This is a genomic window from Aliikangiella coralliicola, from assembly GCF_007004725.1.
GTDB classification, from domain to species: domain Bacteria; phylum Pseudomonadota; class Gammaproteobacteria; order Enterobacterales; family Kangiellaceae; genus Aliikangiella; species Aliikangiella coralliicola.
Window position 1 is genome coordinate 91,430 of record NZ_ML660173.1, and the last position, 21,263, is coordinate 112,692.

Annotated in this window: 8 protein-coding genes; 7 read left to right on the forward strand and 1 reads right to left on the reverse strand. The window is 40.3% G+C overall.

The features are described from left to right. Nucleotides 1-69: 69 nt before the first annotated feature. The 5 genes from FLL46_RS26155 (at nt 70) to FLL46_RS26175 (ending at nt 6,128) form a co-directional block, all read left to right on the forward strand. A complete protein-coding gene (locus FLL46_RS26155) occupies nt 70-486 on the forward strand; it encodes an avidin/streptavidin family protein (protein WP_142935271.1) in 417 nt (138 codons plus the stop codon). Nucleotides 487-691: 205 nt separating this feature from the next. Beyond that, entirely contained in the window at nt 692-1,822 is a 1,131-nt protein-coding gene (locus FLL46_RS26160; RefSeq protein ID WP_168204327.1) for an efflux RND transporter periplasmic adaptor subunit, read from the forward strand. A gap of 128 nt (nt 1,823-1,950) precedes the next feature. Next, on the forward strand, nt 1,951-2,733 hold the full coding sequence (locus tag FLL46_RS26165; RefSeq protein WP_142935275.1) for an ABC transporter ATP-binding protein: 783 nt from the start codon (nt 1,951-1,953) through the stop codon (nt 2,731-2,733). Next, nucleotides 2,733-5,126: an ADOP family duplicated permease gene (locus FLL46_RS26170; RefSeq protein WP_142935276.1), complete on the forward strand. Its 2,394-nt coding sequence runs from the start codon at nt 2,733-2,735 to the stop codon at nt 5,124-5,126. The genes FLL46_RS26165 and FLL46_RS26170 overlap by 1 nt, the downstream gene beginning before the upstream one ends. Before the next feature lie 30 nt (nt 5,127-5,156). Continuing rightward, nucleotides 5,157-6,128 (forward strand): TauD/TfdA family dioxygenase, encoded by a 972-nt coding sequence (locus tag FLL46_RS26175; protein WP_142935278.1) that lies wholly within the window; start codon nt 5,157-5,159, stop codon nt 6,126-6,128. 85 nt (nt 6,129-6,213) lie between these two features. Here the strand turns inward: FLL46_RS26175 and FLL46_RS26180 are convergent, their stop codons facing one another. Next, complete coding sequence (locus FLL46_RS26180; protein WP_142935280.1) at nt 6,214-6,672, reverse strand: hypothetical protein; 459 nt, start codon at nt 6,670-6,672, stop codon at nt 6,214-6,216. 400 nt (nt 6,673-7,072) lie between these two features. Between FLL46_RS26180 and FLL46_RS26185 the strand changes: the two genes are divergently transcribed. Next, nucleotides 7,073-10,333, forward strand: a complete 3,261-nt coding sequence (locus FLL46_RS26185) for a condensation domain-containing protein (RefSeq protein ID WP_142935282.1) — start codon at nt 7,073-7,075, stop codon at nt 10,331-10,333. A gap of 7 nt (nt 10,334-10,340) precedes the next feature. Next, on the forward strand, nt 10,341-21,158 hold the full coding sequence (locus FLL46_RS26190; protein ID WP_168204328.1) for a non-ribosomal peptide synthetase: 10,818 nt from the start codon (nt 10,341-10,343) through the stop codon (nt 21,156-21,158). The last annotated feature ends 105 nt before the right edge of the window (nt 21,159-21,263 follow it).

Sequence of the window (21,263 nt, forward strand, 5' to 3'; positions counted from 1 at the left end):
TAGAGCTGTAGCCTAATGAGATTTTAGGCGAATAAATCACTTTAATTATCACTAAATGGAGATATTGTTATGAAAAGAAGTTTTATTGTCATTAGTCTGTTTGTTTCTACCGTTTTCTCAATGCCAACCTACGCAAAAAAAGCCACTGATTGTGACAACCTTGCAGGAGTATGGACTAATTCTTCTGGTCGAATATTTACTATCGAAAAAGCCGATGTTAAAACTGGGGAATTGAGTGGCTTTTATCAACTTCCTGCGTCTATCGACGCTACCAAATATGTCGCCAAGGGTTGGGTTAACTCATCTAATGCAGTCACTTTCGCAGTCCGGTGGCAAGGATGGACAAGTATAAGTTCCTGGATTGGTATGTGTAATAAAGTCAATGGAAAACCTCAGTTGGATTTCATCTGGCATCAGGTGAGAATGAATAAATCCCCTGCGAACGAACGATTGAGCACAGGTTCGATAACTTTCTTCCCTAAATAGCTAACGGCTAAAATACTTGTTGTTTTAATCAATAAGGCGTGTTTTTAAAGAGCGCTATAACTAGCAAGAAGGAAAATATAAGATGGACGTTCCCGCGCCAAAACAAACTCAAAAATGGAGAAAGGCGCGCACCTTATATATTGTCGCAAGTAGTATAATCGTAGTTGTACTCTTGATCTCACTTCCCATTTTTATAGGCAATGCTATGCCCACTATTGACTCGTCAACAATGTGGGTTAGCGAAGTGACTGCGGGGGATTTTAAACGCAAGGTGAGAGGGGTTGGCAAACTGGTTTCAATGATTGATCGTCGGGTTACATCAGAAGCAAGTGGCGTTGTAGAACAGGTTCTTGTCAAACCCGGCGTTATTGTCGAATCGGAAACAGTCTTAGTTGAGTTAAGTAATCCATTACTGGTTAGGAACCTACTCCGAAGCCAGTCAGACTTAAAAGTGGCGGAAGCCAAACTGGTCTCTTTACAGGCAAAATTAACTGATGAAAGATTACAGTATGATTTTTCAATCAGACAGGCGCAGTTGGAATATGAGTCTGCGCAAGAAATTGAAAATGCTCAGCGGAAATTGGTCGATCGGAATGTTGTAGGAAAATTGGATTTTCTCAAAGTACTCCAGGCAACGAGAGTTACTAAATCTCGACTAAAAATGTTGAAGGAGCGCCTGCCATATTTGAATAAATCACATACTGCACAATTGGATTCAGAAAAAGCATTTGTTGAGCAGCTAAAGTATAAAGTGGAGAGTAGTCAAAGGCTAGTTGACCAACTTAAAATCAGAGCAGGGTTGTCGGGGGTTTTGCAGGATTTAACCGTTGAGGAAGGTGAACGATTAGAGATTGGAAGTAATATCGCTCGAGTAGCCAAGGCATGGCCTTTGTTAGCTGAGCTTGATGTGCAAGAAGTACAGGCGAAAGATCTCACAGTCGGGTTAAAAGTAGAAATTGATACCCGTAATGGAAAGACCATGGGCGAAATAGTTAGAGTTGACCCAAGAGTTAAAGCCGGCAATGTGCAAGTCGATGTTCAAATCAATGAACTTCCCAAGGGTACGCGACCAGATCAAAGTATTACCGCGATCATCGAAGTAGAGCATATAGCACAAACGCTTTACATCGATCGTCCTAGTTCTGTGTCTACGCAACACCAGGTATCTCTTTTTGTGCTTGATGATAGAAAAGAAACTGCTGAACGCAGGGAGGTAAAGCTTGGTAGAACTTCTGTCAAGCTTGTTGAAGTGCTAAGTGGCGTCGCAGCAGGCGAAAAAGTGATCGTGTCTGATGTTAGCGATTTTATTGAGCACCCGCTAATAAAAATTAACTAACCCCAGCTTGGGATAAGAAAAGCTAGAAAATGTTAACAATTAATCCATTACAAAAAAATGATTGTGCTGGATAGCTTTTATTATCCCGAACCGGGGTTAACTAGATAGACTTTAAAGGATTTCAGCTTATGACAGATTCAAATCTTTTGATTCGCTTACAGGGTATCGGCAAAATATTTCAAGCAGATGAAGTGACAACGCACGCTCTATCGGATATTAATTTAGATATTTACGAAAAAGAGTACCTTGCAATTACCGGTGCCTCAGGTTGTGGAAAATCTACTTTACTCTCAATTCTTGGACTACTAGATTTTCCTACTAGCGGTAATTACCAAATAAACGGAATTTCTGTGGAAGATTGGGATATTAACCAAAAAGCTGAATTAAGATGCAAAGAAATCGGTTTCGTTTTTCAATCGTTTAATCTTATCGCAAATTTAAGTATTTTTGAAAATGTTCAATTACCACTGATTTACAGGGAAGATCTTGATAAGAACGAAGTTAATGACAGAGTCTTGTCTGCACTTGAAGAGGTAAACATGGCTCATAGAAAAGATCATTGGCCACATCAATTATCTGGAGGGCAACAACAGAGGATTGCTGTTGCAAGAGCGATTGTCGGAAAACCCTCTTTGTTATTAGCTGATGAACCGACCGGAAATCTGGATTCTAAAAATGGTGAAGATGTGATGCAATTGTTAGACGATCTAAATAAAAATGGGACAACTATTTGCATGGTGACACATGACCCACGATTTGCGCAATTTGCTCATCGCGAAATTCAGTTGGTAGATGGAAAAATTCGAAATGAAAAGAGTAATCACAAGAGCTCTGTAGATACACCAAATAGAGTACTAGAAGCAACCAAATCGTTATCGAGCCTTGAGGAAGCCGTGGTTGAGGAGGAGTGATGAGAAACTTTTTGAGAGAATGCAACATTGGATTTCGTAGTTTAATTCAAAATCCAAAATACTCGGTGGTTGTCCTATTGACCATGATTTTAAGTGTATCGGTTACTACTACGATGGTTAGTTTGACTAACCAGGTTCTTTTGCAACCACTACCGGTACCGAAAGCCCATCAATTGATCGAAGTAGCCGGAAAGGATGCGAATACTGGCAAGAGTAGTCCATATGAATGGATAGAGTTTAATTTATACCAACAATGGCAAGACTTAGAGTTGGAAGAACTCGATATGGCATTTTTCACTTTCGAATCTTCAGTCATTACTGAAAGTGACACTCCTGTTTATGCAACCAGTTTAATGGTCAGTCATAATTTTTTGTCTGTGTTGGGTGTTCAGCCAATGATGGGAAGATGGTTCAACAAGGATGATATCGGTCGTAATGCTATCGTTATTACCTACGAGGTATGGCAGCAACATTTTTCTTCAGACGCTGAGATTATTGGCAAAGCGATAAGTTTAAACAAAAAACCTCACACAGTGTTGGCCGTGATGCCTGAAAACTTCGCTAAATTTTTAGCACCCACAGCAAAAGTATTTCAACCAATCGATACATTTTATCGTGGTGGAGAAGTTGTTGGTCGACTCGGTGATAATATGACGCCTGCGATGAAAGAACAACATCTAGAGTCACTTGCTTTAATTGCGAATAAAATGGTTGAGAATACTCAAATCAATTTCGCATCCTATCATCAGCAAATAACGGATTCTGTATCTTCGCGTCTTGGATTAATTATGGCAGGTGTACTTGCATTATTGATTGTAGCAATACTGAACATAATCAATTTAACTTTTGCTTACTACCATAATAGGATGCATGAACTTTCAGTGCGAGTGGCTCTCGGAGCTACAAAATTACGATTGTTGAAACAATTACTTGTCGAAAATATGTTGCTCGCAACTGTTGCTGGATTAGTGTCAATTTTGGTTTCAATCTGGTTATTAGAGTTAGTGTTGGAGCTGGTTTCAACATCTTTGCCACGAAGTGAGGAAATACAAATTGATATAGTCGCATGGCTCTTTTCGTTTGGATTAGCTGCGGTTGTCAGCCTGGTCTCAGCACTGATCCCAAGCTATAAAATCGTGCAACCTGAAAAACTGATTGACAGCATAAAACAAGGAAGTGGCCGCTTAAGTGGAACGTCAGGCAGTCTAAATCTTCGGAAACTTCTTATTTCCATTGAAGTCGGGTTTTCACTGGTGTTACTAATCGCTGTTGGTCTGTTGTTGAGAAGCTACGTAAAGACAATTCAACAGGAGACTGGCTTTAATGACCAGGGAATTGTTACCGGTCACGTTTGGGCAAAAGAAGCTTATGTAGACAAAGCTAGAATAGATTTTTATCAATCTATTTTACAAGGGTTGCGAGAAATACCTGGTGTTGCGGGAGCTGAGAGCATTAGTTCTATTCCTTTTGGTCCGGTTACAACCCAGCAGCGTGTTTTCGAATCTTACACTTTCACCGGACAAAAACCGTTACCTATAGGCGTAGAAACTCGAACTTTTTTGCGCTCGGTTAGTAAAGGTTATTTCGGTTTACTAGAGATCCCTTTGCTTGAGGGCCGTTTATTTGAAGAACGCGATCAAATGGATGAAACGAAAGTTGTTATCATTAATCGCGCTATGGCTGAAGAAAGCTGGCCAAATGAGAGTCCACTTGGAAAGAAAATACGCTTTCCTCGTTTGGGTGACAGAATTGAATTCACTGTTGTTGGCGTTGTCGAAGACAACCGACATGCGAACCTGGATGCTGAGATAAAACCAGAAATGTTTATGTTCATGCCTCAACTTGGATTTGGTGGTTATACTTTCGTAGTAAAATCGAACTATCTCAGCCCGCAGAAAATGTTGAAAGAAATGTCTCAGGTGTTGGCAAAAATTGATAATTCAATTCCAATGATTGAACTTCATGCACTAACTGACTTAATTAATAAGTCAGTTGCGAAACAAAGATCGTTGCTACAGATTTTGCTTGGGTTTTCAATTTTCACAATACTGTTGGCCGTCGTCGGCATCTATGGCCTTAGTAATTATATGATCAGTCAAAGGACACATGAAGTTGCGGTGCGTATCGCTGTTGGTGCTAAACCTAAAACTATCCGTTTTCTAATTTTAAAAGACTCAACCAGACCAGTGTTAATTGGGATTGCTGCTGGACTGCTGGTGTCGGCGATTTCGGCAAACTTGATAAGTAGCTTTCTGTTTGGCGTCGATGCCTGGGATGCGATGACGTATATGGGCGCTACCGGTATTATTTTATTGGTTGGTATCTTAGCACCTACCGGCCCGGCGATAAGAGCCTCCAAAATATCCCCAGGCGTTGCTTTAAATAACCAATAAACCTCAATATATCATGGAGCGGTCAAATTAATGATAAATAAGAATGATGCTGAATTGCTTTGTACCGAAACAAAAAATTGTATTTCGGAAGATCGGAGTCGCCTTGTAGCTTTGGGTTCTGACGATAAAAATGAGGAACTGATTGTTGGTTTACTAAAAAAAGATCAAGTGGTTTTGGTACAAGGCATTGAACCACATGAAGCAGATAGTTTAATGTATTCCATCGCAGCGAAGTTTGGATTAGCTGAGTCGTTAGAAGTGCAGGCAGCGTTTGCTTCAAGTAAAGGGCATAGAGAGAATATCGGACGCTATTACATGAGTGTCAATAAGCGTAAAGACTATCAGTTTATACCACCGCATTCTGAAGGCGGAAGCTTTTCGAATTTGCAATTGGCGTCTTTTTATTGTTATGAAAATAGTACGGATGGTGGCGAGACAATTCTTATGAATGTGGATCAATCCAGCGAAATTTGGGGGGAACTAAGAGAGTTGCTAACTCGTGGCAAAGCGACAAAGGAATTAACTCGCACCGAAATTGAGCAGATAAAAGTAATGGCTCATTTGAACATGCCAGAAGATGTTTTAAAAGATGACGATGAAATATTAAAGGAAATTAAAGTCAGCCCTTACTTCACGATTTTTGATGTATTGGCTAAACCTCGAAAAACTTATTCCAGGTTGCTAGACAATGAAGTATTTGTTTACTGGGATACAATTGAAAGTGTCGATTATGATTCAGTAACGGCATACAGTCAGCTTTTAGAACAAGATGGTTTACTTAAACTACCACCTGATAACTGTGATGTTAAAATATTAGACGATTCAAACGAGCGACGAGTGAGACACTTTGGAAGCGATTATGAAAAGTTATTTAAGTGTAAAATTACGCGTAAACTACAACCGGGAGAGTTCATTATCCAAAACAATTTAACTTGGGCTCACTCGGTAAGTAATTGGACTCCTGGATCCGGTTTCAGAAAGGTAGCAGCAGCCTTTGCCTAAACCGAGCCTGTACGCCAAAACAGGAATTAAGATAGGGTAATAATGTTCGGCTGCTTTATTTCGTTCATGTCGTAGAGTCATTTTGTCAATTTTTGATATGATTTCCATAACAGTTTTGACACATCCAGGTTTGATCTTCGTTGGAATAGCCTTTTCCATATTTAGGATCTTCAGTAACGTGTATTTTTTCACTACAAAGCAAACAATGAACATGGTTTTCAGGGTTCTCTTTAGTTATTGCAAACGTTTTAAATTGCCACGACTGAAGTTTACTCCATTCTATCAGTTCTCCTATTTTTCGATTTTGTACACTTGTTGACCAACGAATTGAGAAAATGACGACGACTAGCGCAGATATTCCAGCTAAAGCATAAGCTTGAACAGTCCATTCACCTAAACAAGTAAAGCGGCTACATTGACTCTCAATGTCTTGAACATCGACAAACAACTTTTTGACTACAGTAATTAACGCCACTGCGACATAAATGATAAGTCCGAGATGAAAAAGTTGAAGGAAAATATTTTTATTAGGAAATTGTTTCATATTTGCAACTCCATTTTAATTTTGATAGTCGATACTTTCTAATAACTGATAATGAGTATTTCTTAAACTGGAGTTTATCTCATACAGTTTTCATTTTTTTGTAATAAATACTAAGGCATTTATTATCGCCCCAATCGCTGTTCTATTTTACGAGTATATTTGATTGATGGGAAGGCCTGCTTTGTGGTTTTAAATTGAATAACATTAATGGTCGTAATTAGGGGGGCAAAAAATAATTATGCGTTGTTAATCAGTAGTGCTGAATACATTAATAACCCCGAAAGTCATCATGAATGTATGAAATTGAGTGATTTGATAAGAAAGTGTTTTTGCTCCTGTGCTACATAGAGATGCAAGGATTTATAAAAATAATTAGGAAATATTTAAGAGGTTGAGCTGAATGGAAATAATAGAAAGAATTATCGAGCTAGTTACAAAAGGAATTGACGTTCAAATTGATGCTAAGCAGCTAGTTGTTTCTTCGTCTGATGGTTTTATTGATAGCCAGGATGAGCTTTTTTTAAAGGAAAATAAGGCGAAAATCCTCCAGTTGTTGGAAGAGTTAAAGATAAGTTCGTGCACTCAATTAGCCTACTTGTCTTGTTCTCAGAATCGCCTTTGGTTTATTGATAGGATGCAATCAAGTAGCGCTCAATATAACATGATAATGGCATTGGAGTTAAACGGTGGGTTGAATGTTGACGCTATTAGACAAGCGTTTAAAAAGATTATTGAGCGCCACCAGGTAATACGAACAACGATTCACTCAACGCCGGAAGGAGAACCCTTTCAAGTCATTCGAAATCACGATGGTTTCTCGATTCCACTGATTGATTTATCTAGTTTATCGAATGAAAAACAAGAAGAAAGGCTTAAAAAAATTTACCAAGGTGAGGCTTCGAAACCATTTGATTTGAGCAAGGACTTAATGTTGCGTGTTCAGATTCTTAAGAGAGCGAAAGAATCTCACATTATGATAGTGACAATGCATCATATCGCTTCGGATGGATGGTCTCAGATCATATTGGTCAAGGAGTTAAGTGCATTATATGACGCCTATGTAAATCGTAAAGATATTCCTTTGGACGACCTGGAAATTCAGTATGCCGACTATGCCCATTGGCAAAGGAATTGGCTTAAAGGAGAATGCTATGAACATCACTTAAATTTCTGGAAAAAGCAATTAAGAGATTTGCCAGAAGTTCATAGCATTCCACTGGATCATTCTCGATTGGCAGAGCAAGATTACAGAGGTTCAAGCTTTCAAAAAAAACTTGGCACAGATATCCTGGTAGGTTTGAATTCACTTGCACACAAGCATAGCGCGACTTTGTTTATGGTTTTAAATTCGGCTTTGGCTGTGTTATTGGGGCGCTACTCCAACGAAGAAGATATCCTGATTGGAAGCCCTGTAGCTAATCGAGATCAGGTTGAACTGGACCCTTTGGTTGGCTTTTTTGTCAATACTCTGGTATTGCGCACTGATTTATCTGATAACCCCACTTTTGAAGTTTTATTGGAGCGTAGCAAGCGCTATTTATTGAGCGCTTACGAACACCAGGAATTGCCTTTTGAGAAGCTGGTAGATGAACTACAACCGGAACGAAATTTAGCTCACTCACCAGTTTTTCAGATTATGTTGGCTATGGACAACAACAAGATAGAAGAGTTAGAGCTAGCTGATATTAAAGTAAAAAATGTTGAGCTATCTAATTCAGTGGCTAAGTTTGATTTAACTTTAAATATAAGTGAACGAGACGGTTTATTGTGTCTCTATTGGACCTACGCGACAGCACTATTTAATGCTTCAACTATTGAGAGAATGGCAAATCATTTTGAAGTTTTGCTGAAAAACATTCTCGCTAAACCGCAAGCCAGAGTGTCTGATTTGCCAATTATGAGTTCCGCAGAGGAGCATCAGCAATTAGTCGAGTGGAATGATACCGAGGCTAACTATCCAAAAGATAAATGCGTTCAGGAATTATTTGAGTTGCAGGTAGCGCGAACACCCGATGCAATCGCGGTTGTATGTGGAACCCAACGAACAAGCTATGGCGAATTAAATCACCGGGCCAACCAACTATCCCATCATTTGATTGAGCAAGGGATCAAGCCAGGGGTTCGAGTGGGAATTTATGCCGAACATTCGTTAGAAATGCTGGTTGGATTCTTGGGAATTTTAAAAGCCGGAGGGTGTTATGTTCTTCTTGAGCCAGAGTTTCCATCTCTGAGATTGAAGTATCTGATTGAGGATAGTGATATTGAGTTAATCCTATTTCAGTCTGGTTTGAATCGTGCTCAGTGCTTAACCGAAATGTATATTGATGCTACAAGCGGTGAAGCAACACGAAGACTCAACTGGATAGATTTAGACGGTGACTGGGTTCGAAAAGCGGGAGACTCGATGAGGGACAATCCTGTTACCTCGTCAAGCCCGTTAGACCTGGCATCAGTCATCTATGCGCCGAATGATGTCAGTATACCGGCGGGTTTATCGGTCAATCATGAAAGTATTGTGAGTTTGGTTAGCCCCGGCGAGGGAGTTGGAAATAGCGTTTCAACCAACCCTGAAAATGAAAAACCGACAGTTCAAATGCCAGACTCATCGACAGGTTTATCCTGCTATGAAATATGGAAAACGTTAGTCAAAGGCGCATCGTTAGTCTTTAAGCAAGAAAAGGAGCCTGTTGAATTAACCGCAAAAACCTCGATAGAGGCATACGCTCCGATTAACCAACGCTTATCAAATATGACGCGTTATGTTATGGCCGATAACAGGCTTGTCCCAGTTGGGACAATTGGCGAGTTATATCTGGGGGGAAGTAGCTTACCAAAAGATTATTTGAATAAAGCGGCTTTGACTGCCACACGATTTGTGCCAAACCCTTTTAGCGAAACTTCTGGAGACCGGTTATATCGCACTGGGAATAAAGTGCGTTACATGTCAGATGGCGAGCTGGCGTTTGTTGGTCGGGTAAAAGAGCAGCCGAGGCAGCGGAATTTTCGAATTGAGACAGCCGAGATAGAGGCACGACTGTTAGAGCATCCAATGGTTAAGGAAGTTGTCACCTTATTACCAGAGCAAGTGCTGCCTGTCCCGTTACTGGTGGCTTACGTGATACGAGAGCCGGTAGCAAATGATGAGACACCGGTTAATGAGGAAGCTCTCAGGCAGTATTTAAAGCAACAGTCACCGGACATTCTGCTTCCGTCTGTGTTGATGTTCCTGGAACAGTGGCCGTTAACGAGTGATGGTGAGATCGATAAAAGTGCGTTGCCTACAATCGACAGCATGTTTCCTCAGGGAGAATACATTGCGCCGGAAACAAAAACGGAGAAGCTACTTACAGATATCTGGGCGCAATTACTTAAATTAAAACCAGAGAAGATAAGTTCCACGGCTAATTTTTTTGAGATAGGAGGGCATTCTCTATTATCAGTAAGATTATTATCTGCCGTGAACGAACGCCTGTTAATCGATCTAACCATCGGTGATATTTTTAACAATCCTGTGTTAGCGGATTGTAGTCGCAGAATAGACGAGTTGATACGAAATAACGACATATTCCTGAAAGAAGCTGAAAAAGAAACTGATGAGCTGTCCGATGAAGAAGTTGAAGCAATGTTAGTTAAATTATCTGATGAAGAATATGGGGATTAACAAAGATATGACAATTATCAAGTCTGAACAAAGTGTTGCGGCGGATAAGCTTTCTAGTAGAGCGAAACTGGTAAAACTCCTCGCAGAAAAGAAAAAGAAAGATAAAATAAAGTCAAATAAAATACTCTCCAGGCATCAGCGAGCACTTGATAATATTGAATTGCCTTTATCATTTGCCCAGCAGCGTTTGTGGTTTATCGATCAAATGGAAGGCGGTAGCGTTGAATACAATATGCCCAGAGCTCTTAGCGTTGTGGGAAAATTTAATGTCGAAATAGCAGAGCGTGCGCTAAGAAGAATTATTGTTCGTCATGAAAGTTTGCGTACAGTTTTTATCGAGCGAAACGGTGAGCCTTTTCAAATGATAAGAGATGAATTTGACTTTCGTATTGTTCGCCATGACTTGAGAAATATGGAGAAAGAAAAACAGAATAGTCGAATGAAATTTTTGGTCCATGAGGATATGTATCGCGTTTTCGATTTAAGTCAGGATTTGATGCTTCGGACGACTTATATACATCTACAGGGGAGCGGTGAAAATCAACAAGGTATTCTTTTGTTTAATATCCACCATATCGCTTCTGACGGTTGGTCTTTGGGAGTGTTAGTCAACGAGTTCATTGAACAATATGGAGCTCTTTCGCAAAATAAGCCTGATCCCGCTATTCCACTCACCATTCAGTATGCTGATTACGCTCTTTGGCAAAAAGAAAGAATGAATGGAAAGTCATTTGAAAAACAACTTGCCTATTGGAAGCAACAACTTGCCGATGTTCCTGTGCTTCACGGTTTACCACTTGACTATTCGCGGCCAGAAACAAGAGGAAATTTAGGGGGAGTCGTTTCGGGCGATCTTTCTACTGAGCTCAGTCAACGAATAAATCAGTTAGCGTTGGAAAATGAAGTTACGCCATTTATGCTGCTTCATGCTGCATTAGCATTGGTTTTATCTCGTCATAGCCGAAGCCATGATGTTGTTATAGGGACGGCAGTAGCGAACAGGATGCAGACGGAATTGAATCCGTTAATTGGTTTTTTTGTTAATTTATTAGTACTTCGGGTTAGCACAAATTACAAAGGATTCTCTGATTATTTGAGACACGTCAGACAGGTAAATCTGGAAGCTCAAGACAATCAAAGCGTACCTTTTGATTACTTGGTAGAGCATTGTGGAGTTCCACGCAGTAACCAGCATACGCCACTTTTTCAGATCGTTTTCAGTATGGATACGACCGAAGAAAATACTTTAAGCTTGCCGAGCTTACAATTCACCCAGGTTAATCGTTTTGAGGCGACATCTCGATTTGATTTGGATATTACAGCGACAGTTTCCGAGGGACGAATTGGTATTTCCTGGGTTTATGACAAATTATTATTTTCCCCCGAAAGAGTAGAAAGCTTAAACGAACATTTAATGTGCTTACTGGAAGAAATAGCTGATGCTCCTGATGCAAATATTCGAGACTTATCAATGTTGTCGGCGAGTGAAATTCACCATTTGGTTCATGAGTTAAATGAGACGAGTGTTGCATATCCAGAAGACAAATTGATCCATGAAATATTTGAACAGCAAGTATCTCTGAATCCAGAAAATATCGCCGTTGTATTTAACGACAATAAACTAACTTACCGAGCTCTTAATGAACGAGTCAATCGACTGGCTCATTATTTACGCGAGCAAGGGATTGGTGCTGAAATATTAGTTGGAATTTGTATTAACCGCTCATTGGACCTGATTGTGGGGATCTTGGCAATATTAAAAGCGGGCGGAGCATACGTTTCGATAGAACCGAATTATCCAACAGCGCGAAAGCAATATATGCTGAAAGACTCTGGCGTAAAATATTTATTATCGCAAACAGGTTTAACGACCGAATTAGAACTATCGAAAGACATCACTCTGATTGAATTAGACACCGCTCATTTGCAGAAAAAAATAGAGACTTTTCCTCTGACTAATCTTAGTCGTACGACAGATCAAGAGCCGACTAACTTAGCTTATATTATTTATACTTCTGGATCAGCTGGAATGCCGAAAGGAGTGATGCTTGAGCACTCAGGTTTAGTTAATCTTGCAGTATCACAGGTAAGGTTATTTGGTCTTAATAAAAGAAGTCGGGTATTGCAATCAGCCTCATTTGGTTTTGATGCAGCTGTTTGGGACTGGAGTATGGCCTTAAGTGCTGGGGCGACACTATACATTGTGCAACAGCATGTTCGGTTATCACCTAAGTTACTTGGAGAATACGCTAAACGTCACCAGATCACTTATAGTTTCATTTCGCCAGCAATGTTACAAACGCTGACGATTGAGGATTTCAGCAGCGTGAAAACTTTAGCTGTCGGGGGAGAAAGTGTTTCACTAGCACTGGCTCAAAAATGGGCGGAAGGCAGGAATTTTTATAATGCTTATGGACCTACAGAAAACACGGTTGTTGCGACAATAAGTCAGATTAAACCAACCGATAAACAATTATCTATTGGATCACCCATCGAGAATGTAAAATGTTTTGTATTGGATGAAAATTTGGAAATCGCACCCCACGGAGCTTATGGAGAACTTTGTATTTCAGGCAAAGGACTGGCCAGAGGTTACTTAAATAACCCTGAATTAACCCAAAAATACTTTATCGATAATCAATACAACAATGATCAATCTGCCAGGTTGTATCGCACAGGTGATTTAGTTCGTTATCTTAGCAATGGTGAGCTTGAATTTGCAGGACGAATTGACGATCAGGTTAAAATTCGGGGATTTAGAATTGAGCTGGGCGAGATTGAGAGTCTGTTGCAACAAAATGTGGATATTGAACAAGCTGTTGTGCTTGTTCAAGAATCTTCAGGGGGAGATAAAAGCTTGGCGGCCTATTTGCTTCCGACGCGTAATTTGCTTGAAGCTCAGGATGGTACCGTTCAGAATGAAAGTGTCGATGACTGGACACAATTATTTGATGATTCCTATTCTCAAACAAAAATCGAAAGTATTAGTTCCACAAGTGGAGAGATAACGCTAGACATTACTGGATGGAATTGTAGCTATCGAGATGAACAAATTCCCTATTCTGAGATGGAAGAGTGGGTTAACGGTACAATAGAATCGATAAAAGAATTCAAACCCAAGCGGGTACTTGAAATTGGTGTGGGCACCGGTATGTTATTGTATCGTTATGCTGATGAGTGTGAGTATGTTGTAGCAACCGATATCTCTTCAAGCGCTTTGGGTAAAGTAAGAGAAGGTGTCACTCAACGAGGATGGAATCACATTCAGTTGAGACAAGGAGATGCGCGTGAATTATCCGAGTTTATCGGTGGCAAATTTGACGTCATTGTAATAAATTCAGTGATCCAGTATTTTCCCGGTGCTAATTATTTATCCAAAGTTATTCATGACACCCTGACTTGCTTAGTTGATGGAGGGAAAATCTTCTTAGGTGACTTGCGTAATATGGACCTGCTCGGCGCCTTTTCTTCTTCAGTGGCAATATTTCAAGCGGAAGAAAATGCTAGTGTCGAGTCAATACGTCAAACTTCTCAAACCGCCTCTCAAAATGAAACCGAATTATTGATTAGTCCAAGCTTTTTCTCGTCACTACCCGAAATAGAACCTTGTATCGATCAGGTTGATATTATGGTTAAAGACGGTGTCGCCATGAACGAAATGATGCGCTATCGTTACGATGTTGTGCTGCATAAAAAAACTGGCAAAAATACACAGGTAGAACAATGGCATCACTGGGAAAATACAAACCAGTTAAAAGATTTGTTTACTCAAAAGCCGAAAGATTGTTTTGGCGTTACCGGATTTCGAAACCAGCGAATACATAAGGATATATTAGCTGACGAAGATTTACGTACTAATAAAGATTTTGATTTGCCAGCAACTAAGAGCGAGATACGCGTGGCTGACTGGGATGAGCTGGCGAATTTAAAACAGCTTGCGGCTCAATTCGGTTATCAAATGAAAGCGACTTGGGGACAAGATAAGCTTGAGCATTTAGATCTCATATTTATTGATAATAAAGTTCTGCGGAGACCAGGCGTTATGGCATTTCAGCCTTATCAGCAGAAGCAACGGACGAATGCTCCCCAGTTAAGGACTATTTCCCATCAGTTAGTTCCGCAACTAAAGAGGCAATTAGAACAACGGCTTCCTGAATTTATGCTGCCTCGTGCTTATTTACTTTTAGAGCATTTTCCCTTGACCAATAGTGGGAAAATAGACAAGTCGGCTTTGCCAAAATTAACTGCAATTGACACAGGAAATTATGTGGCAGCGAAGTCTGAGTTGGAACAGAAATTACAATTGATTTGGCAAAAGGTACTCGATCAACCCAAAGTTAGTACGGAATCCAATTTCTTTTCGATTGGAGGACATTCTCTTTTAGTCGTTCGTTTGATTAATGAAATCAGAGAAACACTTAATATTGAATTATCAGTTAAAGATTTGTTTGAATTTGCCACAATCAAAAGTTTATCTGAGCGGATTGAGAAATCTGAGGAAAAAACACTGTTAAATAAGGTGTTGCCACCGATAACTGCCCGAAAAAGAAATCAGGATATATTTGAATCTACGCTGTCTTTTGCTCAACAACGGTTGTGGTTTATCGATCGATTGGAAGAGGGGAGTTCTCAATATAATACGCCAATAGCATTGTTGGTAAAGGGTTCATTTGATATTGATGCAGCTGAACAATCCGTTAAACGCATTATTCTCCGACATGAATCTTTGCGCACTGTTTTTAAGGAACGGGCTTCTGGGCCTGTACAGGTTATTCTTAATGAATTTCAATTTCAATTGGCTCGTTATGATTTAAGTGGCTTAGAAAAAGAAATACAGGAACAAGAACTGCAAAAGTTAATCGCAAAGGATACAAGTAAAATATTCGATCTATGCAAAGATTTAATGGTGAGAGTATCTTATATTCATCTACAAGGTAAAGGAGAAAAAGGAGAGGGTGTATTACTGTTTAATATACACCATATCGCATCAGATGGTTGGTCGATTGGTGTTTTAGTGAACGAATTTGTTATTCAGTATCAGGCTATACAACAAGGAAAAACCGATCCGATACCGCCCCTTGCAATCCAATATGTTGACTATTCACAGTGGCAAAGAGATTGGTTGCAAGGCGAAGTTTTGGAGAGTCAGCTGGCTTATTGGAAGCAACAGTTAGATGATGTGCCTGTGGTTCATAACCTTCCTCTGGATTTTTCACGTCCGGATACAAAACAGCATATCGGCAAAATGGTTGGAGGACGGCTTTCAAGCGAAGTAACTAATCGATTGCGACATGTAGCGAGAGAGAATGAAGTGACTATTTTCATGTTAATTCACGCTGCGTTAGCTATCGTTTTATCGAGACACAGTAATCATCATGATATCGTTATCGGTACACCTGTCGCGAATAGACAACAGGCGGAACTAGAATTATTGATTGGTTTTTTTGTGAATACTCTGGTGCTTAGAGTTGATACTCGGTACGACACATTAACTGATTATTTAACACATATTCGGAAAGTTAATCTCGATGCGCAGTCACATCAGGATATTCCGTTTGAGCAGTTGGTCGAGCATTTGAAGGTTCAGCGAAGTACACAGCACTCACCATTATTTCAAATACTGTTTACCATGGACGCAAGCGAACAGGGTGAGTTAGATATTCCCGGGCTGAGTTTCGAAAATTTAAAAAGCACTGATGTTGTTGCTAAGTTTGACTTAGAAATTGGCGCTCGAGAGTCAGAAGCGGGGTTGAGTTTTGAATGGATTTACGACGTTTCGCTTTTTACTCAGGCGCATATTGAAAAATTGCATGAGCATTTGAATCGCCTATTAACCTGCATTGCAGAAAAGCCAGAATCGAAACTGTTTGAATTATCGATGCTTTCAACACGTGAAATCCATCATTTGACACAACAAATGAATGATACATGGGCCGATCATCCAGAAGATAAATGTATTCATGAATTGTTTGAAGCACAAGTTAATAAAACGCCCGATAATATTGCCATTTGGTTTGAGGATAAACATCTAACCTATCAGGCGCTTAATGAGTCGTCCAATCAATTAGCACATTATCTTCAGGAGCGAGGGCTTGAAGCTGAAGATTTGGTGGGTATTTGTGTTGAACGTAGTTTGGAAATGGTGATAGGTATTCTTGCGATTCTTAAAGCTGGTGGTTCTTATGTTCCGCTCGATCCAGGTTATCCGAAAGCGCGACTGGAATATATGATAAAGGATAGCAACATAAAGCATTTACTGACTCAGTCAGATTTAACTGAAAAATTTAGTTTGAGTAATGATGTGCAGGTAGTGGAACTAGATTTAAAGAGTTTTACAATGTCTTTGCTTGACTACCCTAAAACTAACCCTGCAAAGATCAGAAAACTAGTAAAAAAACCTTTGGCTTATGTGATTTACACTTCTGGTTCAACTGGAAATCCGAAAGGAGTAATGGTTGAGCATAGTGCGCTGGTTAATTTTTTGATGTCAATGAATGATAAGTTTCCTTCGATATTTTGCTATCCTTCTAAGCTGCTTGCGGTCACAACCATTTCGTTTGATATTGCATCATTAGAAATATTGGGTCCAATTTCTCAAGGTGGACAAGTGGTCCTGGCATCCAAAGCAGATAGTCTTGATCCGATTCGTTTAATTCAATTACTCGAAGAACATGATATCAAGGGTATGCAAGCAACTCCCGCGACCTGGGAATTGCTAATAAATGCTAATTGGTCTGGTAAAACCGATCTTGTTGTTTTATCTGGTGGAGAAACATTACCAATTTGTTTGGCTAAGCAACTGTTAGCTAGAAGCCATCAACTATGGAACTGTTACGGTCCCACAGAGGCATCGGTTTGGTCTTTAGTCAAAGCAATTACCGTTGATGACTTGTCTCAGGATACTCTTTCTTTAGGAGGGCCCCTAAAAAACTATAGCCATTATATTTTAAACGATAAGCAACAATTATTGCCGTTTGGGAGTATTGGGGAACTGTATATTGGAGGTGCAGGCCTGGCCAGAGGTTATCTTAACCAACCTGAATTAACGGCAGAAAAATTTGTTCCTAATCCTTTTAGTGACAAAGCGGATGATCGTCTATACAAGACTGGTGATTTAGTGCGTTATTTACCTGATGGTAATTTAGCATTTATAGGGCGAATTGATGAGCAGGTAAAAATCCGTGGTTTTCGGATTGAACTTGGCGAAATTGAAAATCAGTTGTCCGCCTGTGAAAGTGTGGCTTCTTGTGTGGTGGTTGTGCGTGAAGATGAGGTTGGACAAAAAAGTATAATAGCTTACCTGGCTCAGGTTAAATCAGAAGATGAAACAAAACTTGTTGTAGAGCTTCGAGACAATCTACAAAACAGATTGCCAAGTTATATGTTACCCAGTGCTTTTGTCATATTGGATGAATTCCCGCTGACACCTAATGGTAAAATTGATAAAAAGGCACTGCCTGCACCCGAAGCCGTATTATTACAGGACGAATATATCGCGCCGGAAAGTGAGAGCGAAAGTATTCTTGTCTCCATATGGGCTGAGCTGCTGAAGCTGCCTGCCGATGCTATCAGCGTCACGGCCAACTTCTTTGAGCTAGGTGGTCACTCATTGCTGGCTGTTCGTTTGGTGTCAGATATTCGCATCAGACTGCATCAAGAGCTGGCTATCAAAGTTATTTTCGAATCATCAACTATTCGTGCTTTAGCAAAGTTAATTGATGCAGGTTTTAATGCAACCTTAAGGAGTGTTGTGACACCTGTTGAACGTCAACCAGATGAGCCGGTTATTGCCTCATTTGCGCAACAAAGATTATGGTTTATTGATCAACTGCAAGAAGGGAGTGCAGAATATAATATGCCTGTTGCTTTGCAGGTTGAAGGCGACTTTAATCTAAATGCTGCAGAGCAAGCGATTACTCAAATCGTACAGCGCCACGAAACGCTCAGAACGGTATTTAGAGCCGATGGTGAAAACCTTTTGCAAGTTATTCAACCCGAGTTTAAATTCCAGTTAATTCGTCATGATTTAACTGCTCTGGATGAAAAGACACAACAGGCTAAAATCAAATCGTTGATGAGAGAAGATAGTATGAAAGTGTTTGATCTCAGTCAGGACTTAATGGTCAGAAGCACTTATCTTCATCTCTCAACATCAGGATCCAGCAATCAAGGTATTTTGCTATTTAACATGCATCACATTGCTTCTGATGGATGGTCAATTGCAGTTTTATTACTGGAGTTTGCGTTTCAATATCAAGCTATTATTGAGGGAACGAGTGACCCGTTACCGCCGCTTGAAATTCAATATGCTGATTATGCCCATTGGCAAAATCACTGGTTAGTTGGTGAAGTACTGGACAGGCAATTGAACTACTGGAGAAAACAGCTGGAGAATGTACCAGCGGTTCATAGCCTGCCATTGGATTACCACCGACCTGAAATGAAAGCCCATCAAGGGGGAGTTGTAACATGTCGGCTAGACGCGGACTTAACTCACCGATTGCAACAAATTGCCAAGACACACCGGCTGACGACTTTTATGTTATTGCATGGTGCATTAGCGTTAGTTTTATCTCGGCATAGTAATAACAAGGATATTGTTATTGGTACTCCGGTCGCCAACCGGTTGCAGGCAGAGCTTGAACCGCTGATAGGTTTTTTCGCTAATACGCTAGTGCTTCGAGCGAATACCAACCATGACACAATAGCCGATTATTTAGCACATATTCGAACTATTAATCTCGAGGCACAATCGCACCAGGATATTCCGTTTGAGCAACTTGTCGATCATTGTAATGTTCCCCGGAGCACACAGCATACGCCGTTATTTCAAATACTGTTTACCATGAATACCAATGGGCAGAATGAGCTAACCATTCCCGGTGTGCATTTTAAACCCTTAGATAGCAATGAAGTGGTTACCAAATTTGATTTAGAGATCAGTGCCCAGGAGTCCAAAGAGGGGATCAACTTTTTCTGGGGGTATGACACCTCGCTTTTTACTCAAGTGCATATTGAAATGTTAGGTAAGCATTTAACTCGTTTGTTAAATGATTTAGCAGAAAATCCGGAATCGAAATTATCTGATTTATCGATATTATCCAGACAAGAAATCCATCATCTCACTTATGAGATGAATGATACCGAGGCTAACTATCCAAAAGATAAATGCGTTCAGGAATTATTTGAGTTGCAGGTAGCGCGAACACCCGATGCAATCGCGGTTGCATGTGGAACCCAACGAACAAGCTATGGCGAATTAAATCACCGTGCCAACCAACTAGCCCATCATTTGATTGAGCAAGGGATCAAGCCAGGGGTTCGAGTGGGAATTTATGCTGAACATTCGTTAGAAATGCTGGTTGGATTTTTGGGTATTTTAAAAGCCGGAGGGTGTTATGTTCTTCTTGAACCGGAGTTTCCATCTCTGAGATTGAAGTATCTGATTGAGGATAGTGATATTGAGTTAATCCTATTTCAGTCTGGTTTGAATCGCGCTCAGTGCTTAACCGAAATGTATATTGATGCTACAAGCGGTGAAGCAACACGAAGACTCAACTGGCTCGATTTAGACGGTGACTGGGTTCGAAAAGCGGGAGACTCGATGAGGGACAATCCTGTTATCTCGTCAAGCCCGTTAGACCTGGCATCAGTCATCTATGCGCCGAATGATGTCAGTATACCGGCGGGTTTATCGGTCAATCATGAAAGTATTGTGAGTTTAGTTAGCCCCGGCGAGGGAGTTGGAAATAGCGTTTCAACCAACCCTGAAAATGAAAAACCGATAGTTCAAATGTCAGATTCATCGACGGGTTTATCCTGCTATGAAATATGGAATACGTTAGTCAAAGGCGCATCATTAGTCTTTAAGCAAGAAAAGGAGCCTGTTGAATTAACCGCAAAAACCTCGATAGAGACATACGCTCCGATTAACCAGCGCTTATCAAATATGACGCGTTATGTTATGGCTGATAACAGGCTTGTTCCAGTTGGAACAATTGGCGAGTTATATCTGGGTGGAAGTAGCTTACCAAAAGATTATTTGAATAAAGCGCCTTTGACTGCCACACGATTTGTGCCAAACCCTTTTAGCGAAATTCCTGGAGAGCGGTTATATCGCACTGGGAATAAAGTGCGTTACATGTCGGATGGCGAGCTGGCGTTTGTTGGTCGGGTAAAAGAGCAGCCGAGGCAGCGGAATTTTCGAATTAAGACAGTCGAGATAGAGGCACGACTGTTAGAGCATCCAATGGTTAAGGAAGTTGTCACCTTATTACCAGAGCAAGTGCAGCCTGTCCCGTTACTGGTGACTTACGTGATACGAGAGTCGATAGCAAATGATGAAGCACTGGTTAATGAGGAAGCTCTCAGGCAGTATTTAAAGCAACAGTCACCGGACGTTTTGCTTCCGTCTGTGTTGATGTTCCTGGAACAGTGGCCGTTAACAGTCGATGGTGAGATTGATAAAAGTGCGTTGCCTTTGCCTGAGGGGCGTTCGTTTCAAACAGAATATGTCGAACCGAGTACCGAAACCGAACGAGTTCTAGTGAGTATTTGGGGCGAGCTACTAGATTTAGAGACACACTCAATTAGTATAACCAGCAACTTCTTTGAAATAGGTGGACACTCGTTACTTGCCGTAAGAATCTTGGCGAAAATTAAGGAAGAGCTAGACGTTTCGATTCAAGTCAAAGATCTATTCATTTATCCCGATATTAAAAAATTATCTGATTTTATTGAAGTGAAACTTAGCCAGGGTGATCTTCCCGATGAAAAAGCAATAAAGCATATGGATGAAGATACAGATGTCGAATTTGAAATATAAGCCTGAAAGTGATTACTGATCTTGAGTTCAGGTTAGTCAGTAAAGTGATTCTAAGCTTTTAAGTGTCCACTCGTTAATATTTTCTTCTCGTTAACATTTTCTTGA

Excerpts from the sequence above, each read along its gene's own strand:
- FLL46_RS26190 (WP_168204328.1), top strand. The coding sequence starts at position 10,341 with ATGACAATTATCAAGTCTGAACAAAGTGTTGCGGCGGATAAGCTTTCT.
- FLL46_RS26160 (WP_168204327.1), top strand. The coding sequence starts at position 692 with ATGCCCACTATTGACTCGTCAACAATGTGGGTTAGCGAAGTGACTGCG.
- FLL46_RS26155 (WP_142935271.1), top strand. The coding sequence starts at position 70 with ATGAAAAGAAGTTTTATTGTCATTAGTCTGTTTGTTTCTACCGTTTTC.
- FLL46_RS26165 (WP_142935275.1), top strand. The coding sequence starts at position 1,951 with ATGACAGATTCAAATCTTTTGATTCGCTTACAGGGTATCGGCAAAATA.
- FLL46_RS26180 (WP_142935280.1), bottom strand. The coding sequence starts at position 6,672 with ATGAAACAATTTCCTAATAAAAATATTTTCCTTCAACTTTTTCATCTC.
- FLL46_RS26175 (WP_142935278.1), top strand. The coding sequence starts at position 5,157 with ATGATAAATAAGAATGATGCTGAATTGCTTTGTACCGAAACAAAAAAT.
- FLL46_RS26170 (WP_142935276.1), top strand. The coding sequence starts at position 2,733 with ATGAGAAACTTTTTGAGAGAATGCAACATTGGATTTCGTAGTTTAATT.
- FLL46_RS26185 (WP_142935282.1), top strand. The coding sequence starts at position 7,073 with ATGGAAATAATAGAAAGAATTATCGAGCTAGTTACAAAAGGAATTGAC.